This window comes from Arthrobacter sp. fls2-241-R2A-172, from assembly GCF_030208885.1.
Taxonomy (GTDB): Bacteria; Actinomycetota; Actinomycetes; order Actinomycetales; family Micrococcaceae; genus Arthrobacter.
This window is the reverse complement of sequence record NZ_JARVTB010000003.1, coordinates 323,834-340,033: the sequence shown is the minus strand read 5'-3', so window position 1 is coordinate 340,033 and position 16,200 is coordinate 323,834. Positions and strand designations below refer to the sequence as shown.

Genomic DNA, 16,200 nt, shown 5'->3' with positions numbered 1-16,200 from the left:
CACGTGCGTGCAGCGGTAAGACATGACCCTCGGCCCAGGCGTACGATCCGTGGTCTTCATGATTGCCGCTCCCTGGTGGTAGTCCACCCAACGCCAGTTGCGACCCATTAACAGTACAACAAGGCAGCACAGGTAGGCTTGATCGTGTGACTGAATCCACCGCTTTCGTAGTAACACTGTCCTGCCCTGACCGCCCCGGCATCGTTCATGCGGTAGCCGGCGCCTTGCTCGAGGCGGGATGCAACATCGCTGACTCCCAGCAATACGGAAGCCCCAGCACCGGCAACTTTTTCATGCGTGTGGAGGCAACGACGTCGAGCACGCAGGCGGAACTGACAGCCGCGCTGCAGCCGGTGGCTGAATCGTTCGGGATGACGTGGCAGATCAATCCCGTCGGGCAAAAGGTGCGCACCCTGATCCTGTGCTCCAAAGACGCCCACTGCCTGAACGACCTCCTGTTCGCACAGCGCGCCGGAACGTTGCCCATTGAGATCCCGGCCATCGTGTCCAACCACCGTGACCTGGAGTCCCTTGCGGAGTTCTACGGCATCCCGTTCCACCACATTCCCGTGACGGCCGATACCAAGGCAGACGCCGAGGCCGCGCTGCTCAAGCTCATCGCCGAACACGATGTTGAACTCACGGTCCTGGCCCGTTACATGCAGATCCTCTCCAATGACCTGTGCAAGGAGCTGAACGGCCGGGCCATCAACATCCACCACTCCTTCCTCCCGTCCTTCAAGGGCGCCAAGCCTTACCACCAGGCCCACGCCCGCGGTGTGAAGATCATTGGCGCCACGGCCCACTATGTGACAGCCGACCTGGATGAGGGCCCGATCATCGAGCAGGAAGTCATCCGCGTTGACCACGCCCGTACAGCGGAGCAGTTCGTTCAGATGGGCCGGGACGTCGAGGGCCGCACGCTGGTGCAGGCGGTGCAGTGGCAGGCCGAACACCGCGTGCTGCTCGATGGCACCCGGACCGTAGTGTTCAACTGAGGGCCCGCCGCGCCCAACTAAGCTGGGCGCATGGCTCCTTCCTACACGTTCGCCGGGGACACCCCGGACATCCATGAATCTGCTTTCGTGGCACCCACTGCGTCCATCATTGGCAAAGCCACGCTGGCCGAGGACTCCAGCGCCTTCTACGGCGTCTCAGTCCGGGCCGACACTGCCGCCATCAAGGTCGGCGCAGGCTCCAATCTGCAGGACAACGTAGTCCTCCACGCCGACCCCGGTTTCCCTTGCACCGTGGGCGAGCGCGTCTCCGTAGGCCACAGCGCTGTGGTCCATGGCTGCACTGTGGAGGACGACTGCCTGATTGGCATGAGCGCCACGATCCTGAACGGCGCCGTGATTGGTACCGGATCCCTTATTGCCGCCGGTGCCGTGGTGTTGGAGGGCACGGTCATTCCCCCGCGCTCACTTGTGGCGGGTGTCCCGGCGAAGGTCCGGCGGGAACTGACGGACGACGAGTTTGAGGGCGTCAAGCACAACGCAGCCCACTACAAGGAACTCGCGGCGGCGCACCGGGACATGCACTCGGCTTAAACGCGAATGCGAGGCCCGCTCTACGCGTCAACCAAGGGTTTTGGCGCGTAAAGCGGGCCTCGCAACAGAACCTAATCCAGGCTGATCGGACCGAGCTCATCCAAGAGGTCACCGGGGCCCGGGTTGCCGGCAACGGACGAACCGCCGAGGTGGTTCACCACGCCCCACACAGCGTTGAGGCCGGTGGTCACAGCTCCTTCGGCCCAGCCCGCAGTGAAGGACACGTCATCCCCGGCGAGGAAGATGCCGCGCTGGTGCTCGGGCAACTTGTCCTGCTTGAAGTGCGTGAAAAGCCGCTGCTGGTACCGGTAGTGCCCGGGCAGGTTGGCTTTGAAGGCGCCCATGAAGTTGGGATCCGCCTCCCAAGACACGGTGATGGGTTGGCCAACGATGTGGCTCGCGATGTCCACGCCCGGGTAGATCTGCTCCAAGGAGTGCAGCATCAGCTTCACGCGTTCCTCGGCGCTAAGCGCCAGCCACTTCAGGGCATCGTCGTTCCAGGTGTAGGACAGGAGGATGACAGCGGGCTTGTCCGGGCCGTCGTCGAGCAGGTACGTGGCCCGGTTGAGGCGGTCGGTGAGTGTCATCGACAAAACTTCGCGCCCGGTTTCCGGGTCGATGTCCTTCCAGAACGGCCGGTCCACCATGACGAACGTCTTGGACGACTGCATGTAGTGCGAGCGCTCGATCGCCGTCCACAGCTCGGCCGGGAACAGCGCTTCCTCGGTGTGGATGCGCGTCGACAACAGCCACGACTGGCAGGTGGTCACTACGGCCTGGTACGTCGCTTCGCGTCCCCAGTTCTCCCGGACCAGGAGGTCGCCGTTTTCTGCGCGGCGGATATTGTCCACGGCTCCGCGCGGGGATCCTGAGTGCAAGGACGAAAGCGAGGTACCTTCCGGCCAGTGCTTAATGCCCGACGGCGCGTGGTTCCAGAGTGCCTCGGGAAGCCTTTGCGCTCCTCCCGCAATGGAGCGGTGCTGATCGTCGGCGTCGGTGTAAACAACCCGGAGGATTTCGAGGATGGAGTTGGGGAAGTCCGTGTCCCAGCCGCCGGTGCCGAAGCCCACCTGGCCGAACGCTTCACGGTGGGCGAAGCCGGCTTCCTTGAAGGACTTACTGGCAGCGATGAAGCCGTAGAAGGTCTGCTCGTCCAGTTCCGGCAGGAGCGCGTTCCACAGCTCCTTGATCCGCCGGGTGTCGCGGGCCTTGATGGCTTCCTGCATTTCGGCGAAGGCCGCGCCGTCGTTCACTGCGGCCTTCCAGGCATCGGCGACTTCACGGAAGAACTCCGGCAGCTCATCAGCGGTGGTGGCGTAGTGCTTCTTGCCGGCGAGCTCAATGACGGTGCTGGACGTGGCCGGGGCCATGGGGTTGGGGAAGTCGTTGGTGTCCAGGCCCAGCAGGTCAACGTAGTGGTAGAACGCCTTACCCGAGACCGGGAAGCGCATGCCGCCAAGGTCGGCTGTGACGCCCGGGGCGGACGGGAAGCTGGCTGTCCTGAGACGGCCACCGATCTGGTCGGCCTCGTAGATGACCGGTTTGAGGCCGAGCTTCATCAGTTCGTAGGCAGTGACCAGTCCGGACAGGCCGGCACCGATGATGGCCACTTCGGTGCCGTACAGCTCTTCCGGAACGGAGCCCAGCCCGTCAGGGTGAGCCAGGTAGTGGTCGTAGCTGAAGGGAAAGTCCGGATTCAGCATGGTGATCGGTGCTTCTCCGGGCGCTCCGGCGTCATCGACGTGAGGGAGTTCGGTGGCAATGGTCATGGGTTGACTGCTTTCACAGGTTCCGGGCGGACGGCCCTGGTGGTCATTTCACGGTAGTCCTGCTCACTGAGCGCGGCTACCTTGGAGTTCCGGCGTCCATAGCCGAAGTAGATGGCGATGCCCACCAACATCCATACGCCGAATGTCACCCAGGTGTCGGCGCCGAGGTTGAGCATCAAGTACGCGCACATCAGGGTGCCCAGTATCGGCGTGATGGGGTACAGCGGAACCCGGAAGCTGCGCTCAAGGTCGGGGCGGTTGCGCCGGAGGTAGATGACGGCGACATTGACCAGGGCGAAAGCGAAGAGCGTGCCGATGCTGGTGGCGTCGGCCAGGGCCCCGAGCGGGACAAGCCCGGCGGTGAGGGCGACGACTGAGCCGATGATCAGGGTCCCGGCCACCGGGGTGCCGGTTCGGCGGGAGACGCGGCCAAAGACCTTGGGCACCATGCCATCGCGGGACATGGACAGCATGATGCGAGTCTGTCCGTAGAGGACGGTGAGAACGATGCTGGCGATCGCCAGGACGGCACCCACCGAGAAGACCAGTGCGATCCACGGCTGGCCGGTGATTTCGTGGAGGATCTGAACGAGTGCGGCTTCGGTCCCATCGAACCAACCCCAGGGACGGGCTCCGATGGCGGCGACGGAAACCAGGACATAGATGCTGGTGACGATCACCATGGAGAGCAGGATGGCGCGGGGAAGGTCACGTTTGGGGTTCTTGGCTTCCTCGCCGGCGGTGGAGGCGGCATCAAAGCCGATGTAGGAGAAGAAGACGCTCGACGCTGCGGCAGAAACACCGGCTGCGCCCATGGGCATGAGCGGCTCGAAGTTCCCTGCGTTGAAGGCAGTGAAGGCCACAGCGCAGAAGAAGATCAGGATACCCACCTTGATAATGACGATTGTGGTGTTGATCCAGGCGCTTTCCCGTGCACCCCGCACCAGCAGGATCATGGCAAGCACCACGATGATCAGCGCGGGGAGGTTGAGAACGCCCCCATCGCCCGGGGGCTGGCTGATGGCATCAGGCAGGACCTGCCCAAACGCTGCCAACGTCTCATTGACGTACTGCCCCGCACCCACGGCTACAGCTGCGACAGAGACCGCATACTCCAGCACCAGGCACCACCCGCAAATCCAGGCCATGCCCTCACCCATGGTGGCGTAGGAATAGGAATAGCTGGATCCTGCCACGGGGACGAGGCCGGCCATTTCGGCGTACGAAACAGCTGAGAGGAGCGCGGCCACGCCGGCGATGACGAAGGAGATCCAAATGGCCGGTCCCGCCAACGGCACGGATTCACCCAGGATCACCAGGATGCCGGTGCCAAGCGTGGCACCAACACTGATCATGGTCAGCTGGAGTACGCCGAAGCTGCGGACCAACGGCGTACCGCCCTCGCCGCCTCCGGCTTCATCGACCATCTGGCCGATGGGCTTGCGGCGCAGGAGCTGCGCACCGAGGCTCGGCCTCGTCACGCTCACCGCCGCTTCGTTTTCGGTGTTCACAGGCACGGTCACCCTTGACGTCCCTTCAAAGTAGTTTCGATTTCCCCTCCACAAGACTGGCATGTGAGCCACCTCTCACCGCGGTGCAAAATGACCTATAGTGTTCAACCATGAGACGTAATGCACAGTATCAAGGGGCAGCCCCGGCCGCCCTTTCCGGACAGGTCACCGTGGATCTGTCCGCAATTTCAGACAATGTCCGGTCCTTGAAAGAGCGCAGCGAAGCGCCGTATTTCATGGCCGTTGTGAAGGGCAATGCCTATGGTCACGGACTCGTGGAAGTGGCCCGCGAAGCAGTTGCGGCGGGCGCGGACTGGCTGGGAACCGCCCAGCTCACCGAAGCCATCGCGCTACGGCAAGCAGGAGTCACCGTCCCCATCCTTTCCTGGCTCTATCTGGCATCCCAGACAAGCGCCACCATTCTTGAAGCCCTCGAAAACGACATTGATGTTTCGCTTGGAAGCGTCGGCCAACTGGAGGTCCTGGTAGGCATCGCTGGACGCCTTGGCCGGCCCGCCGTCGCGCATTTGGAGCTGGACAGCGGCCTTAGCCGCGGTGGCGCGCGCAAGGAGGATTGGGCCGAACTGGTAGCCCGGGCGCGGGAGGCCGAACTCGACGGGACCCTGCGGGTTCGAGGCCTCTGGACCCACCTGGCCTGGGCCGATGTCCCCGCGCACCCCGGTAACGCCACCGCCGTCGCAGAGTTCGAAGATGCGGTCCGTCAGGCCCGGGAAGCCGGACTCACCCCCGATCTCCGGCACGTGTCCAGCTCCGCCAACATCCTGGACCGGCCCGAATTCCACTTCGACATGGTCCGGGCAGGACTGGCAATCTACGGCCTCGCCCCCGCCGATCACCTGGACCCGGCAGACTTCGGGCTGCGACCCGCACTCAGCGTCACCGCCCCGTTGGTGATGGTCAAAAAAGTCCCGGCCGGCACCGGCGTGAGCTACGAACACCAGGCCATCACCTACGAACCCCGCTACCTCGGACTGATCCCGCTCGGCTACGCGGACGGCATCCCCAAAGGCATCAGCGGACGCTCGGTGGTGAATATCGCAGGCCGCGCCGTACCGGTGATCGGCAAGGTCTGCATGGACCAGTTCATGGTCGACCTGGGCCCGGACGCCACGGGAATCGACGTCGGTGATACAGCTGTGCTGTTCGGGGACCCTGCCTGCGGGGCGGCGAGCGCCGACGATTGGGGCGCCGCAATCGGCAGCCACGGGGACGAAATCATCAACAGGATCGCCCCTCGCCTGCCGCGGGCCTACGCCACAGCCGCTTACCAGTGCCCCGACTACCAGGAGCCGGCAGCCGCCGGGCCGGGCAATGTCGCCTGAGCCCGCCACCGCCCGCCTGAGTTTCGTCACGCTGGAACAGTTCGTGGAGCAACTGCCGCCGGAGTTGAAAATGCTTCACGACGGCGGCAGCGGCTCCTCGCTGCTGCGATGGGTGGAACCGAGTGAGCTTGAGGACCCCACGCCCTACCTGCCTGAGGGCGAGTTCCTTCTCACCGCCGGGCTGCCTTTCCTTGGGGAGGGCGGCTCGGCGGAGAAGGTTGACGCCTACGTGCAGCGGCTGGTGGAAGCGAAGGTGGCGGCACTCGGATTCGGGATCAGGCCCTATTTCGACGGCGTTCCTGACGTGCTGCTGGACGCTTGCCGCAGGCACAACCTCACCCTGTTCGAGGTGCCCGAATCCGTTCCCTTCGCGGCGATCGGCTTGGAGTTCTCGCAGCTCCTGGAAAGCGACAACGCACGGGTGTTCCGCCATCTGGCCGACACCAACCGACAACTCATGCGGGCAGTCCTCTCCCCCAGGCCCGAACACGAACTGCTCGCCGCACTCGTGCAGCGGGTGCCGGTGTGGGCCGTGCTGGTGGGCGCGGACGGACGGGTCCGGGCGCGCGGGCACAATGCCGGCGGCAGCACCGGCGTCGAACATTCCCTCCTGGAACCGATGCTGGGCAGGTTGCTGTCCGGAAGCGGGCCGCGGGTGGAGATGGACGGCTTCGAACAGCCGGGGTCGGCACTGGTGTTCGGGCATCCGCTGCGCAGCACCAAGGACGCGAACCTGGGTGCCTTGATCCTCGGCTCGGACACGCCCCTGACCCCTGCGCAGAACAACGTTGTGCAAGCTGCGGTGGGGTTGCTGGAGCTGCTGGTGAGGCAGCGGACCAGCGGCTCCCTCGCCCCGAGCCAATTGGCCACAGCGGTCCTCCTGCACCCGGAATCGCTGGCCACGGGCGGGACCAAGCATGTCAACGGTTTGAAGGACCTGCTTGCGCAGAGCCTGTCCTCCACGCGATCCGCGCAAATGCGGGTTGTGCAGGGGGTCCGGGTGGACGGCGCGGCGGATGAAGGGCCCGTGCGGGAGCTGCTGCAATGGAGGCGGCTGTTCGACACCAAACTCGTGGAGATTACCGACTATGGTTTCGCGGCCATCACCCGGCTGCGCGTTGACGATTCCTTGCTGGCAGATGTCGAGAAACTCGGTTGGCGGCTGGTGATCGGAGAGCCAACGGAACTGACCGGGCTCACGGCAGCGTACCAGCGGGCAAGCTCGTTGCGGAGCCGTGTCGTGACAAGCGGTGTAAGTGCCCGCGTGGATGAGATTTCGTGGACCGTGGCTGGTCTCTTGGGTCGTGATGCGGGAACCATGTTGGCGTCACGGCTGTTGTCTCCCGTGCTGTCGCTGGAGCCGGACCGCAGGGATCCGCTGTTGGGCGTCCTGCGCGGCTGGCTCAGTGAAAATGGCAGCTGGGACGGTTCGGCCAAACTCCTGGGGCTGCACCGCAACAGCGTGCGTCGCCAAATCGGCGTGCTTGGGGAGCTGTTGGAGATGGACCTCAACCAGGCACAGGTGCGGGCCGAGTTGTGGTTTGCCCTGCAGTACGTGGACGATCTCCTGGCAGCGGGCGCCACCGCTTCAGAATAGGCTCGACCCTATGGAAACCTTGGCTGTCATAGCGGTGCCGATCGCACTTGCCCTCGGCGTCGTTTGGAGAAGCTTCCGCCAAAACAGGAAGGCGAAGGACAAGCCACCCGCCCACAGGGGGACGTTCCAATCCCAGCGTGGCCGGGTTTACCGGGACGGCGGTACGTACAGGAACGCTAACCCGAGTGACGGCACGGGCGGGGGCTACTAGTCCGCGCGGCTGCACTGAGGGTGGATAGCGGACAGCGTTAGTTGCCGCGTTCCCAGCTGCCATAAAGGTCCGGCCGTCGTTCGCGCAGGTATGGGACTTCGTCCCGTGCCGCCTTAACGGCTTCCGTGCCCACCTCGGCGAACAGCAGCGTCGCGGACTCCCCCGCGGCGGCAAGCAACGAGCCGTCCGGTCCGGCCACCACGCTGCCGCCCAGGAAGTTGTACACGTCCTCGTGTCCGGAGTGGTTGGCGTAGGCCACGTTGAGCTGGCTTTCCAAAGCGCGGGCCCGGATGAGGACCTGCGGGACGTTCTCGAATCCGGCGGACAGGGCCGTGGGCACGAGCAGAAGCTCGGCACCCCTGGTTGCCGCGGCCCTGACGGCTTCCGGGAATTCGACGTCGTAGCAGATCAGCATCGACGTCCGGATTCCATTGAAATCCACGACGGCGGGAGGTTCTTGGGCGCCGACGAACGCCTTGTGTTCATCCTGGCCAAAAAGGTGGACCTTGGCGTAGTTGAGGACCTCTGAGCCGGTTGCGTCCAGCAAAGTAGCCGTGATGTTCCAGGCGCCATGAGCTGCAGGCGACTCTGCGCCGTCGTGCGTTTCCTGGCCCGACGCTACGGCAGGAAGGCTGTAGACCAAGCCAATGCCGTGGGACTGCGCAATCGACACCAGCCGTGCGCGGATGCCTGGCAGCGTGGCGGGATCAAGTTCAGCATGGAGCCGCAGTGGCGCGTATCCAACGGGAAACAGCTCCGGCGTGAGGAGCAGCCCGGCACCGGCGTGGGCGGCTCGCTGCGCGGCGTCGTCGATAGTGCGCAGGTTCGCCTCGACATCCATGACGGAAGCGTTGGCCTGCAGGACGGATAGCAGCATCATTACCACCTAGGTTTTCGCTAAATCCCGGAGGCTCATCTCAAGGCCGGGAAGTTTCTTGATTCAAGCCTAGGCCGGGACCCGTCCTGATGATTGAGGCAATTGGACCCGCACACTTCCAAAATGGGACGCATTGCCCGCTCCCGTCGCGTTGTGAGGCCCGCTCTGCACGGTATGGCGCGCACTAACCCTGCAAACCAGGCCCCGCAATGCTTAGAGGGCTTCACAAGGGGTACATAGCAATTGCTCTTGTGTTGGAGTATCTCGGTGAAAGTTGACTCCCTGTGTTCACTTCTTGACTACAAGGATGCTTGTGGGGCAATCTTCTTGTCATGCCCGCTACACAGCGCTCAACGAAGAGCCACCCTCGAAAACCCGGCTCGCAGTCGGCGCTCCGCCACCTCAATCAACAGCGCATCATCGAGTGCTTGCTGAGCGGGCCATCCACGCAGGCAGAGCTTTCCCGTCAGACCGGGCTCTCAACGGCAACGGTGTCCAACATCGTCAAAATCATGCAGGATGCCGGCCTCGTCTCCACTGAGCCCACCACCAGTTCCGGCCGCAGAGCCACCAACGTGAGGCTGAACAGCAACGGTGCGGTCGCCGTCGGAATCGACTTCGGACGCCGCCACCTACGGGTGGTCCTGGCGTCACTGGGCTATCACGTCATTGCTGAGGATTACATCGAATTGCCGCTGGGCCACCAGGCAGAGGAAGGCATCGAAGCGGCCGTCCAACTGCTGGAAAAACTCCTCCGCGAAAACGGTATCGACCGCACTGCCGTGGTGGGAGCGGGCGCCGGCATTCCAGGACCAATCGACCGGCGGACAGGCACCGTGGCCCAAGGTGCCATCCTGCCTGAATGGGTGGGCATCGACATCCTCCACCGACTGGAGGAAGCACTCAATTGCCCCGTATTCGTTGATAACGACGCGAACTTGGGCGCGCTGTCCGAAGTGACATGGGGACCGCACAGCGGCGTCTCCAACCTGATGTTCCTCAAGATCGGATCCGGCATCGGCGCGGGCCTGATCCTCAATGGATTTCCCTATTACGGCAACGTGGGAATCACCGGGGAGATCGGCCACGCAACCATCCACGAGCATGGACTGGTGTGCCGGTGCGGGAACAGGGGTTGCCTCGAAACGATCGCCTCCACAACCACCATGATCGAGTTGCTGGGGCGTGGGCAAGAGTCGCTCCTGACACCCCAGGATATTGTCCGCAATTGCCTCGCCGGGGACTCCGCGACGCAGCGGGTGGTGGACGACGCCGGGCTGGCCGTCGGCCGCGCTTTGGGCAACGTATCCAACCTGATCAACCCGGAGGTGATCGTGGTGGGTGGTCCTCTCGCGGGGCTCGGTGACCTGCTGCTGGACCCTATCCGCCGCGGACTGGTCAGGCACGCAGTGCCCGTTGTGGGCGAGACGACACACCTGGCCATGTCCTCGCTGGGGGCACGTGCAGAGGCACTCGGAGCGGCCGCTTTGGTGTTCCAACACGCGGGTATTACTGGCAGGTAACGAAATCGTTAGCTGGATGATGCGTTCAAGTCTTGACGACAAGCCGGGTGATCCAGTTTACTTTTTCATCAGACAGCTCCGCCGTTTGCGGGGCCGACAACGAAGTCATGCATTGGAGGCGTAAGGGCTGATGACATCCCTCGACACGCAAGGTGATCCCATCCTTTTGGAGATGCGTTCGATCACGAAGGAATTCCCGGGCGTGAAGGCATTGTCCAATGTGAGCCTCCGGGTGATGGCTGGCGAAATCCACGCCATCTGTGGTGAAAACGGAGCAGGGAAATCCACCCTCATGAAGGTCCTCTCCGGCGTTTACCCTTATGGGAGCTACACGGGCGACATCGTGTACCAGGCCGAGACGCAGCAGTTCAAGGACATCCGTGCCAGCGAGGCCGCAGGCATCGTGATCATCCACCAGGAACTGGCATTGATCCCGGAACTGTCCATCATGGAGAACATCTTCCTGGGCAACGAACCCACCAAGTGGGGCGTCATTGACTGGGCGGAAGCCCGCAAGCGTTCCCTGGAACTGCTGGCCCGCGTCGGCCTGCGGGACGACCCCGATACCCCCATCAAGGAAATCGGCGTCGGCAAGCAGCAGCTCGTGGAAATCGCCAAAGCGCTGAATAAGTCGGTAAAGCTCCTGATCCTGGACGAACCAACGGCGGCGCTGAACGAATCCGACTCACAGCACCTGCTCGACTTGATCCTTGGCCTGAAGGGCAAGGGCGTCACCTCGATCATCATTTCCCACAAGCTCAACGAGATCGAACAGATCGCCGATGAGATCACCATCATCCGCGACGGCAAGTCGATCGAGACCTTGAACGTCAAACGCGACGGCGTGGACGAAGACCGCATCATCAAAGGCATGGTGGGCAGGACGCTCGAGTCCCGCTTCCCGGACCACGAGCCCAAGATCGGCGAAGTCTTCTTCGAGGTCAAGGACTGGACCGTGGGCCACCCGCAGATCCAGGACCGCCTGGTCTGCAAGGGCTCCAACTTCTACGTACGGCGCGGCGAGATTGTCGGCTTCGCCGGCCTGATGGGTGCGGGGCGGACCGAACTGGCCCGTTCCCTGTTCGGCCACTCCTACGGCCGCTTCATCAAGGGCCAGGTCTATAAGGACGGCAAGCCGGTGAACCTCCGCAGCGTCAAGCAGGCGATCGACGCCGGACTCGGTTACGTCACCGAGGACCGCAAGTCCCTGGGCCTGAACCTGTTGGATGACATCAAGACCACCACTGTGGCAGCGGCGCTAGACAAGATCAGCAACTACTCGGTGGTGGATACCCGCAAGGAGTTCTCCGTCGCGGAGGAATACCGCAAGTCACTGCGCACCAAGACCCCCTCGGTTGAGGAAGGCGTAGCCAAGCTTTCCGGTGGTAACCAGCAAAAGGTGGTGCTGGCCAAGTGGATGTTCACCGATCCGGACCTCCTGATCCTGGACGAACCCACCCGCGGAATCGACGTGGGCGCCAAGTACGAGATTTACGGCATCATCCAGAGGCTCGCGAACCAGGGCAAGGGAGTGATTGTCATTTCCTCGGAGCTTCCTGAGCTCCTGGGCCTGTCCGACCGTATCTACACCATCTTCGAAGGCGCCATCACAGGCGTCCTGGACAAGAACGAAGCAGACCAGGAAAGCCTCATGAAACTCATGACTTCCGCCCGCAAGACCGCCTGACCCGTTGGCCCAGACTTACCCCTTCCTGACACAAGGACCAAAACAATGAACGCGCTCAAGAAGCTATTTGGTGGCAATACCCGCCAGTTCGGCATGATCTTCGCCCTGGTGGCACTTATCGTCTTCTTCCAGATCTTCACCGAGGGACGCACGCTCACCCCCGGCAACGTGATCAACCTGTTCAACGGCAACTCCTACATCCTGATTCTGGCCATCGGCATGGTGCTGGTCATCATCGCCGGCCACATTGATCTTTCTGTGGGCTCGGTAGCCGCTTTCGTGGGCGTCTTCGTGGCTCTCGCGATGCGGGACTGGGGATTCCCCTGGTGGGTCGGGGTGCTCTTCGGCCTGTTCCTGGGCGCGGTGATCGGTGCCTGGCAAGGGTTCTGGGTGGCCTACGTGGGCATACCTGCCTTCATCGTGACACTGGCCGGCATGCTGCTCTTCCGTGGCTTCAACCAGTTCGTGGGCAAGTCCAACACCATTCCCGTTCCCAAGGAATTCCAGTTCATCGGCTCCGGGTACCTTCCCGAGATCGGGCCGAACACCGGCTTCAACAACCTCACATTGCTTATTGGCCTGGTAGCAGTCGCCTTCGTGATCATCATGTCCCTGCGTGCCCGCGCCGCCGCCAAGGCCCTTGGCGCCGAAGTTCCGGAACTCTGGGTTGAGGTCACCAAGCTGGTCCTGATCTGTGGCGCCATCCTTTACGCAACGTACCTGTTCGCCACCGGCCGTCCCGGCACCTCCTTCCCCATCCCCGGCCTGATCCTGGCTGTCCTGGTCCTCATCTACGGCTTCATCGCCGACAAGACGGTCCTGGGCCGCCACGTCTACGCGGTGGGTGGCAACCGCCACGCAGCCGAACTGTCCGGTGTGCAGTCCAAGAAGGTCAACTTCATGGTCATGATGAACATGTCCATCCTGGCTGGCCTGGCCGGCATGATCTTCGTAGCCCGCTCTACCGCATCGGGTCCGTTCGACGGCGTCGGTTGGGAACTGGATGCCATCGCCGCAGTCTTCATCGGTGGCGCTGCCGTCACCGGTGGTGTCGGTACGGTTATCGGCTCGATCGTCGGTGGCCTGGTGATGGCTGTCCTGAACAACGGCCTCCAGCTCCTCGGCGTTGGCGCCGACCTCACCCAGATCATCAAGGGCCTGGTGCTCCTGGCTGCCGTGGCCTTCGATGTCTACAACAAGTCCCAGGGCAAGCGCTCCATCACCGGACTGTTGATGAAGAACTTCCAGCGCAACAACGAGCTCAAGCCCGAAGAAGCCACCTCCACCAAAGAGGTCATTTCCAAGGAAGCCTGACCGGTTTCCGCACGACTCGCTCCACCCCACCCACACAGAAAGTGAACCAAGATATGCGAATGTTTGGTAAAGCAGGAAAGGCAGCAGCAGTCGCTGCCATCGCGGCACTGGCGCTGACGGCCTGCGGCCGCACTGACAGCGGCTCAAGCAGCAGCACAGCTGGCGGGGAAGCGTTCCCCAAGGACTCGCTGATCGGCGTCGCACTTCCGCAGAAGACCAGTGAGAACTGGGTCCTGGCGGAGAAGCTGTTCAACGACGGCCTCACCGGCGCCGGCTTCAAGGCCGACGTCCAGTTCGCCAACGGCGGCGTGTCCGAGCAGCAGAACCAGATCAGTGCCATGGTCACCAAGGGTGCCAAGGTGATCATTGTGGGTGCCATCGACGGCGCCCAGCTGGGTACGCAGCTCAAGCAGGCCAAGGATTCCGGCGCAACGGTCATCGCTTACGACCGCCTGCTCCTGAACACCGAAAACGTGGACTACTACGTGGCCTACGACAACTTCAAGGTTGGTGTCCTCCAGGGCCAGGCCCTGCTGGACGGCATGAAGGCCAAGAAGCCGTCCGGCCCGTACAACATTGAGCTCTTCGCCGGTTCCCCCGACGACGCCAACGCCAAGGTCTTCTTCGACGGCGCCATGAGCGTCCTGAAGCCGAAGATGGACGACGGCACCCTGAAGGTAGTTTCCGGCCAGACCTCGTTCGAGCAGGCTGTTACCCAGGGCTGGAAGGCTGAAAACGCCCAGCGTCGCGCTGACACGCTGCTCACCGGCAGCTACGGCACCGCTTCACTGGACGGCGTCCTGTCCCCGAACGACACCCTGGCCCGTGCAGTGCTGACGTCCGTCAAGGCCGCCGGCAAGCCGCTCCCCGTTGTCACCGGCCAGGACTCCGAAGTTGAGTCCGTCAAGTCGATCATGGCTGGCGAGCAGTACTCCACCATCAACAAGGACACCCGCAAGCTCGTTGAGCACGCCATCACCATGGTGAAGGACCTCCAGGCAGGCAAGCAGCTGGAGATCAACGACAAGGACTCCTACAACAACGGCGTCAAGACCGTTCCGGCATTCCTCCTGCCGCCACAGATCGTGACCAAGGAGAACGTCAAGACGGCTTACGTTGACGATCCGGTATTGGGCCCGATCACCAAGTAACACCTCTTTACAGCAAGCCCGGTCCGCCAAACAGGCGGGCCGGGCTTTTGCTTTGGCAGCCCACGCTTTGGCAACACGCTTTCACAGCCCACGCATAGCTTCGGCTGGTGCGCCGCACAGCAGTGCTCAGCAATGTTGGACCTGCGGCCCGCGCCTGAGCGGGCCGGACAATCTGCAGGTCCAGAGGAGAAACGTGAGCGTCCTTGCCCGAAGCGTAGGCAATGCCTTCCGCAACAAGATCAGAACGGCGGCGGTTGTTGCCGTCCTGGCCGTAGCCATCGGCTTGGCTTTGGCCATGCTCGTGGCCAACCAGGCCGTGGGTGCCAAGGTCCAGGAGCTGAACGCCTCCGTGGGGACCACCCTGACCGTCAACCCTGCAGGCGGCCAGGGCTTCGAAGGCGGCGGCGAACCGCTCACGACGACGGAAGCCCAGACCGTGGCCTCGGTGGCCAACGTGACGTCCGTGGTGGGAACCAAGGCGCTGCGGCTCCAAACCGCGAGCACGACGACGGGAAGCACCGGTGCGACCACCGGCACTACCCAGCAGGCCGGCCCGGGTGGCGGGTTTGGTCCGGGCGGGCAGCAGGCGACGGTGAGCACCAACCTGACGGCCGCCGTCGACGCCGGAACGCTTGGCAACCGCAACAGCTCCACCGGAACAACAGGCTCTACCGGTTCCACCACCCAGCCGACACGCACCTTGCCCATCACCGCAACAGGGACCGGCGCCGAGGTGGACAGCACGGGTAAGGCACTGAACATCACCAGCGGTACCGGCCTGGGCGACTACACCGCGGCCGAAGCCAAAGCCCTGGTGGGCAGCTCGCTTGCCGAGAAGAACAACCTCACCGTGGGCTCAACCTTCACCGTCCAGGACAAAACGTTCACGGTAGCTGGCATCTTCGACGCAGGAACCACGTTCGGCAACAACGCCGTCTACGTGACACTGCCCGAAGCCCAGGCCCTTGCCGCAACCCCGGATGAACTCTCCACCATGATCGTCACGGTCAACAGCATGGAGAACGTGGACAGCACCAAGACCGCCGTCCAAAATGCACTAGGCGCGGACAAAGCCGACGTCACGCAGGGCCAGCGCAACCTCGAAACAGCCGTCAGCTCCCTGAACAGCGTGAAGAACATCTCACTGATCGCTTTCATCGCCGCACTGGCCACAGCTGGCATCATCATCCTGCTCATCATGGTGATGTTGGTCCGCGAACGCCGCCGCGAGATCGGCGTCCTCAAGGCGATCGGCGCCCCGAACCGCACCATCGGCCTGCAATTCGTAATGGAGTCCCTGGTGCTCGTGGCCCTCGGCAGCGTAGTGGGTGCCGTCATTGCCTCCCTTGCCAGCGGCGGCATCGCTTCGGCGCTGATCAGTTCCAACACCACCACGACGGCGGCTACCAGGACCCAGCGGGGTGGCGGCCTGGCCGGGGCCGTACCGAACGGTTCACTACCCGGTGGTGGCGGCTTCCAGGGTGGTGGTCAGGGAGGTCCATTTGGCGGCGCTTCCCAACTGCTGACGTCCGTTACTGCAAGCGTCTCCCCCAGCGTCCTCGCTGCAGGCATCGCAGCCGTGTTCGCTGTAGCCATCATCGGCGCCCTGGTACCCGCGCTGCTGACTGCACGTATCCGCCCCATCGAAGTACTCCGAGGAGAATAGC

12 protein-coding genes and 1 riboswitch are annotated in these 16,200 nt (G+C 63.3%); of the genes, 9 read left to right on the top strand and 3 right to left on the bottom strand.

Annotation, left to right across the window (positions count from 1 at the left end; translation table 11 throughout):
* Window positions 1–25 precede the first annotated feature (25 nt).
* Window positions 26–111: riboswitch (ZMP/ZTP riboswitch) on the bottom strand.
* Between the two features lie 35 nt (window positions 112–146).
* Window positions 147–998, top strand: a complete 852-nt coding sequence (purU, locus tag QRM57_RS07090; protein ID WP_257368747.1) for a formyltetrahydrofolate deformylase — start codon at window positions 147–149, stop codon at window positions 996–998.
* Between the two features lie 30 nt (window positions 999–1,028).
* Window positions 1,029–1,550: a gamma carbonic anhydrase family protein gene (locus QRM57_RS07085; protein WP_257368748.1), complete on the top strand. Its 522-nt coding sequence runs from the start codon at window positions 1,029–1,031 to the stop codon at window positions 1,548–1,550.
* A gap of 71 nt (window positions 1,551–1,621) precedes the next feature.
* On the opposite strand, the gene QRM57_RS07080 is transcribed toward QRM57_RS07085, so the two are convergent.
* On the bottom strand, window positions 1,622–3,319 hold the full coding sequence (locus QRM57_RS07080; protein ID WP_257368749.1) for a flavin monoamine oxidase family protein: 1,698 nt from the start codon (window positions 3,317–3,319) through the stop codon (window positions 1,622–1,624).
* A complete protein-coding gene (locus tag QRM57_RS07075; protein ID WP_257369018.1) occupies window positions 3,316–4,746 on the bottom strand; it encodes an amino acid permease in 1,431 nt (476 codons plus the stop codon). Before QRM57_RS07075 ends, QRM57_RS07080 begins: the two co-directional genes overlap by 4 nt.
* Before the next feature lie 194 nt (window positions 4,747–4,940).
* On the opposite strand from QRM57_RS07075, the gene alr reads away from it, so the two are divergent.
* The gene (gene alr, locus QRM57_RS07070; protein WP_284986085.1) at window positions 4,941–6,173 is read left to right on the top strand and encodes an alanine racemase; all 1,233 of its coding nucleotides are present in this window, start codon (window positions 4,941–4,943) and stop codon (window positions 6,171–6,173) included.
* Entirely contained in the window at window positions 6,163–7,770 is a 1,608-nt protein-coding gene (locus QRM57_RS07065) for a PucR family transcriptional regulator (RefSeq protein ID WP_284986084.1), read from the top strand. Before alr ends, QRM57_RS07065 begins: the two co-directional genes overlap by 11 nt.
* Before the next feature lie 248 nt (window positions 7,771–8,018).
* Here the strand turns inward: QRM57_RS07065 and QRM57_RS07060 are convergent, their stop codons facing one another.
* Window positions 8,019–8,861, bottom strand: coding sequence for a carbon-nitrogen hydrolase family protein (locus QRM57_RS07060; protein ID WP_284986083.1), 843 nt, complete (start codon window positions 8,859–8,861; stop codon window positions 8,019–8,021).
* A gap of 329 nt (window positions 8,862–9,190) precedes the next feature.
* On the opposite strand from QRM57_RS07060, the gene QRM57_RS07055 reads away from it, so the two are divergent.
* The 5 genes from QRM57_RS07055 (at window position 9,191) to QRM57_RS07035 (ending at window position 16,199) form a co-directional block, all read left to right on the top strand.
* Window positions 9,191–10,381, top strand: coding sequence for an ROK family transcriptional regulator (locus QRM57_RS07055; RefSeq protein WP_235519187.1), 1,191 nt, complete (start codon window positions 9,191–9,193; stop codon window positions 10,379–10,381).
* Between the two features lie 130 nt (window positions 10,382–10,511).
* Window positions 10,512–12,068 carry a multiple monosaccharide ABC transporter ATP-binding protein gene (mmsA, locus tag QRM57_RS07050; protein ID WP_284986081.1) on the top strand — a complete coding sequence of 519 codons (1,557 nt, stop codon included), beginning with the start codon at window positions 10,512–10,514 and terminating at the stop codon, window positions 12,066–12,068.
* A 45-nt stretch (window positions 12,069–12,113) separates the two neighbouring features.
* Window positions 12,114–13,382: a multiple monosaccharide ABC transporter permease gene (mmsB, locus tag QRM57_RS07045; protein ID WP_284986080.1), complete on the top strand. Its 1,269-nt coding sequence runs from the start codon at window positions 12,114–12,116 to the stop codon at window positions 13,380–13,382.
* Between the two features lie 53 nt (window positions 13,383–13,435).
* On the top strand, window positions 13,436–14,533 hold the full coding sequence (locus QRM57_RS07040) for a substrate-binding domain-containing protein (protein ID WP_257368758.1): 1,098 nt from the start codon (window positions 13,436–13,438) through the stop codon (window positions 14,531–14,533).
* Window positions 14,534–14,726: 193 nt separating this feature from the next.
* Window positions 14,727–16,199 carry an ABC transporter permease gene (locus QRM57_RS07035; protein ID WP_284986079.1) on the top strand — a complete coding sequence of 491 codons (1,473 nt, stop codon included), beginning with the start codon at window positions 14,727–14,729 and terminating at the stop codon, window positions 16,197–16,199.
* Window position 16,200: the final 1 nt, after the last annotated feature.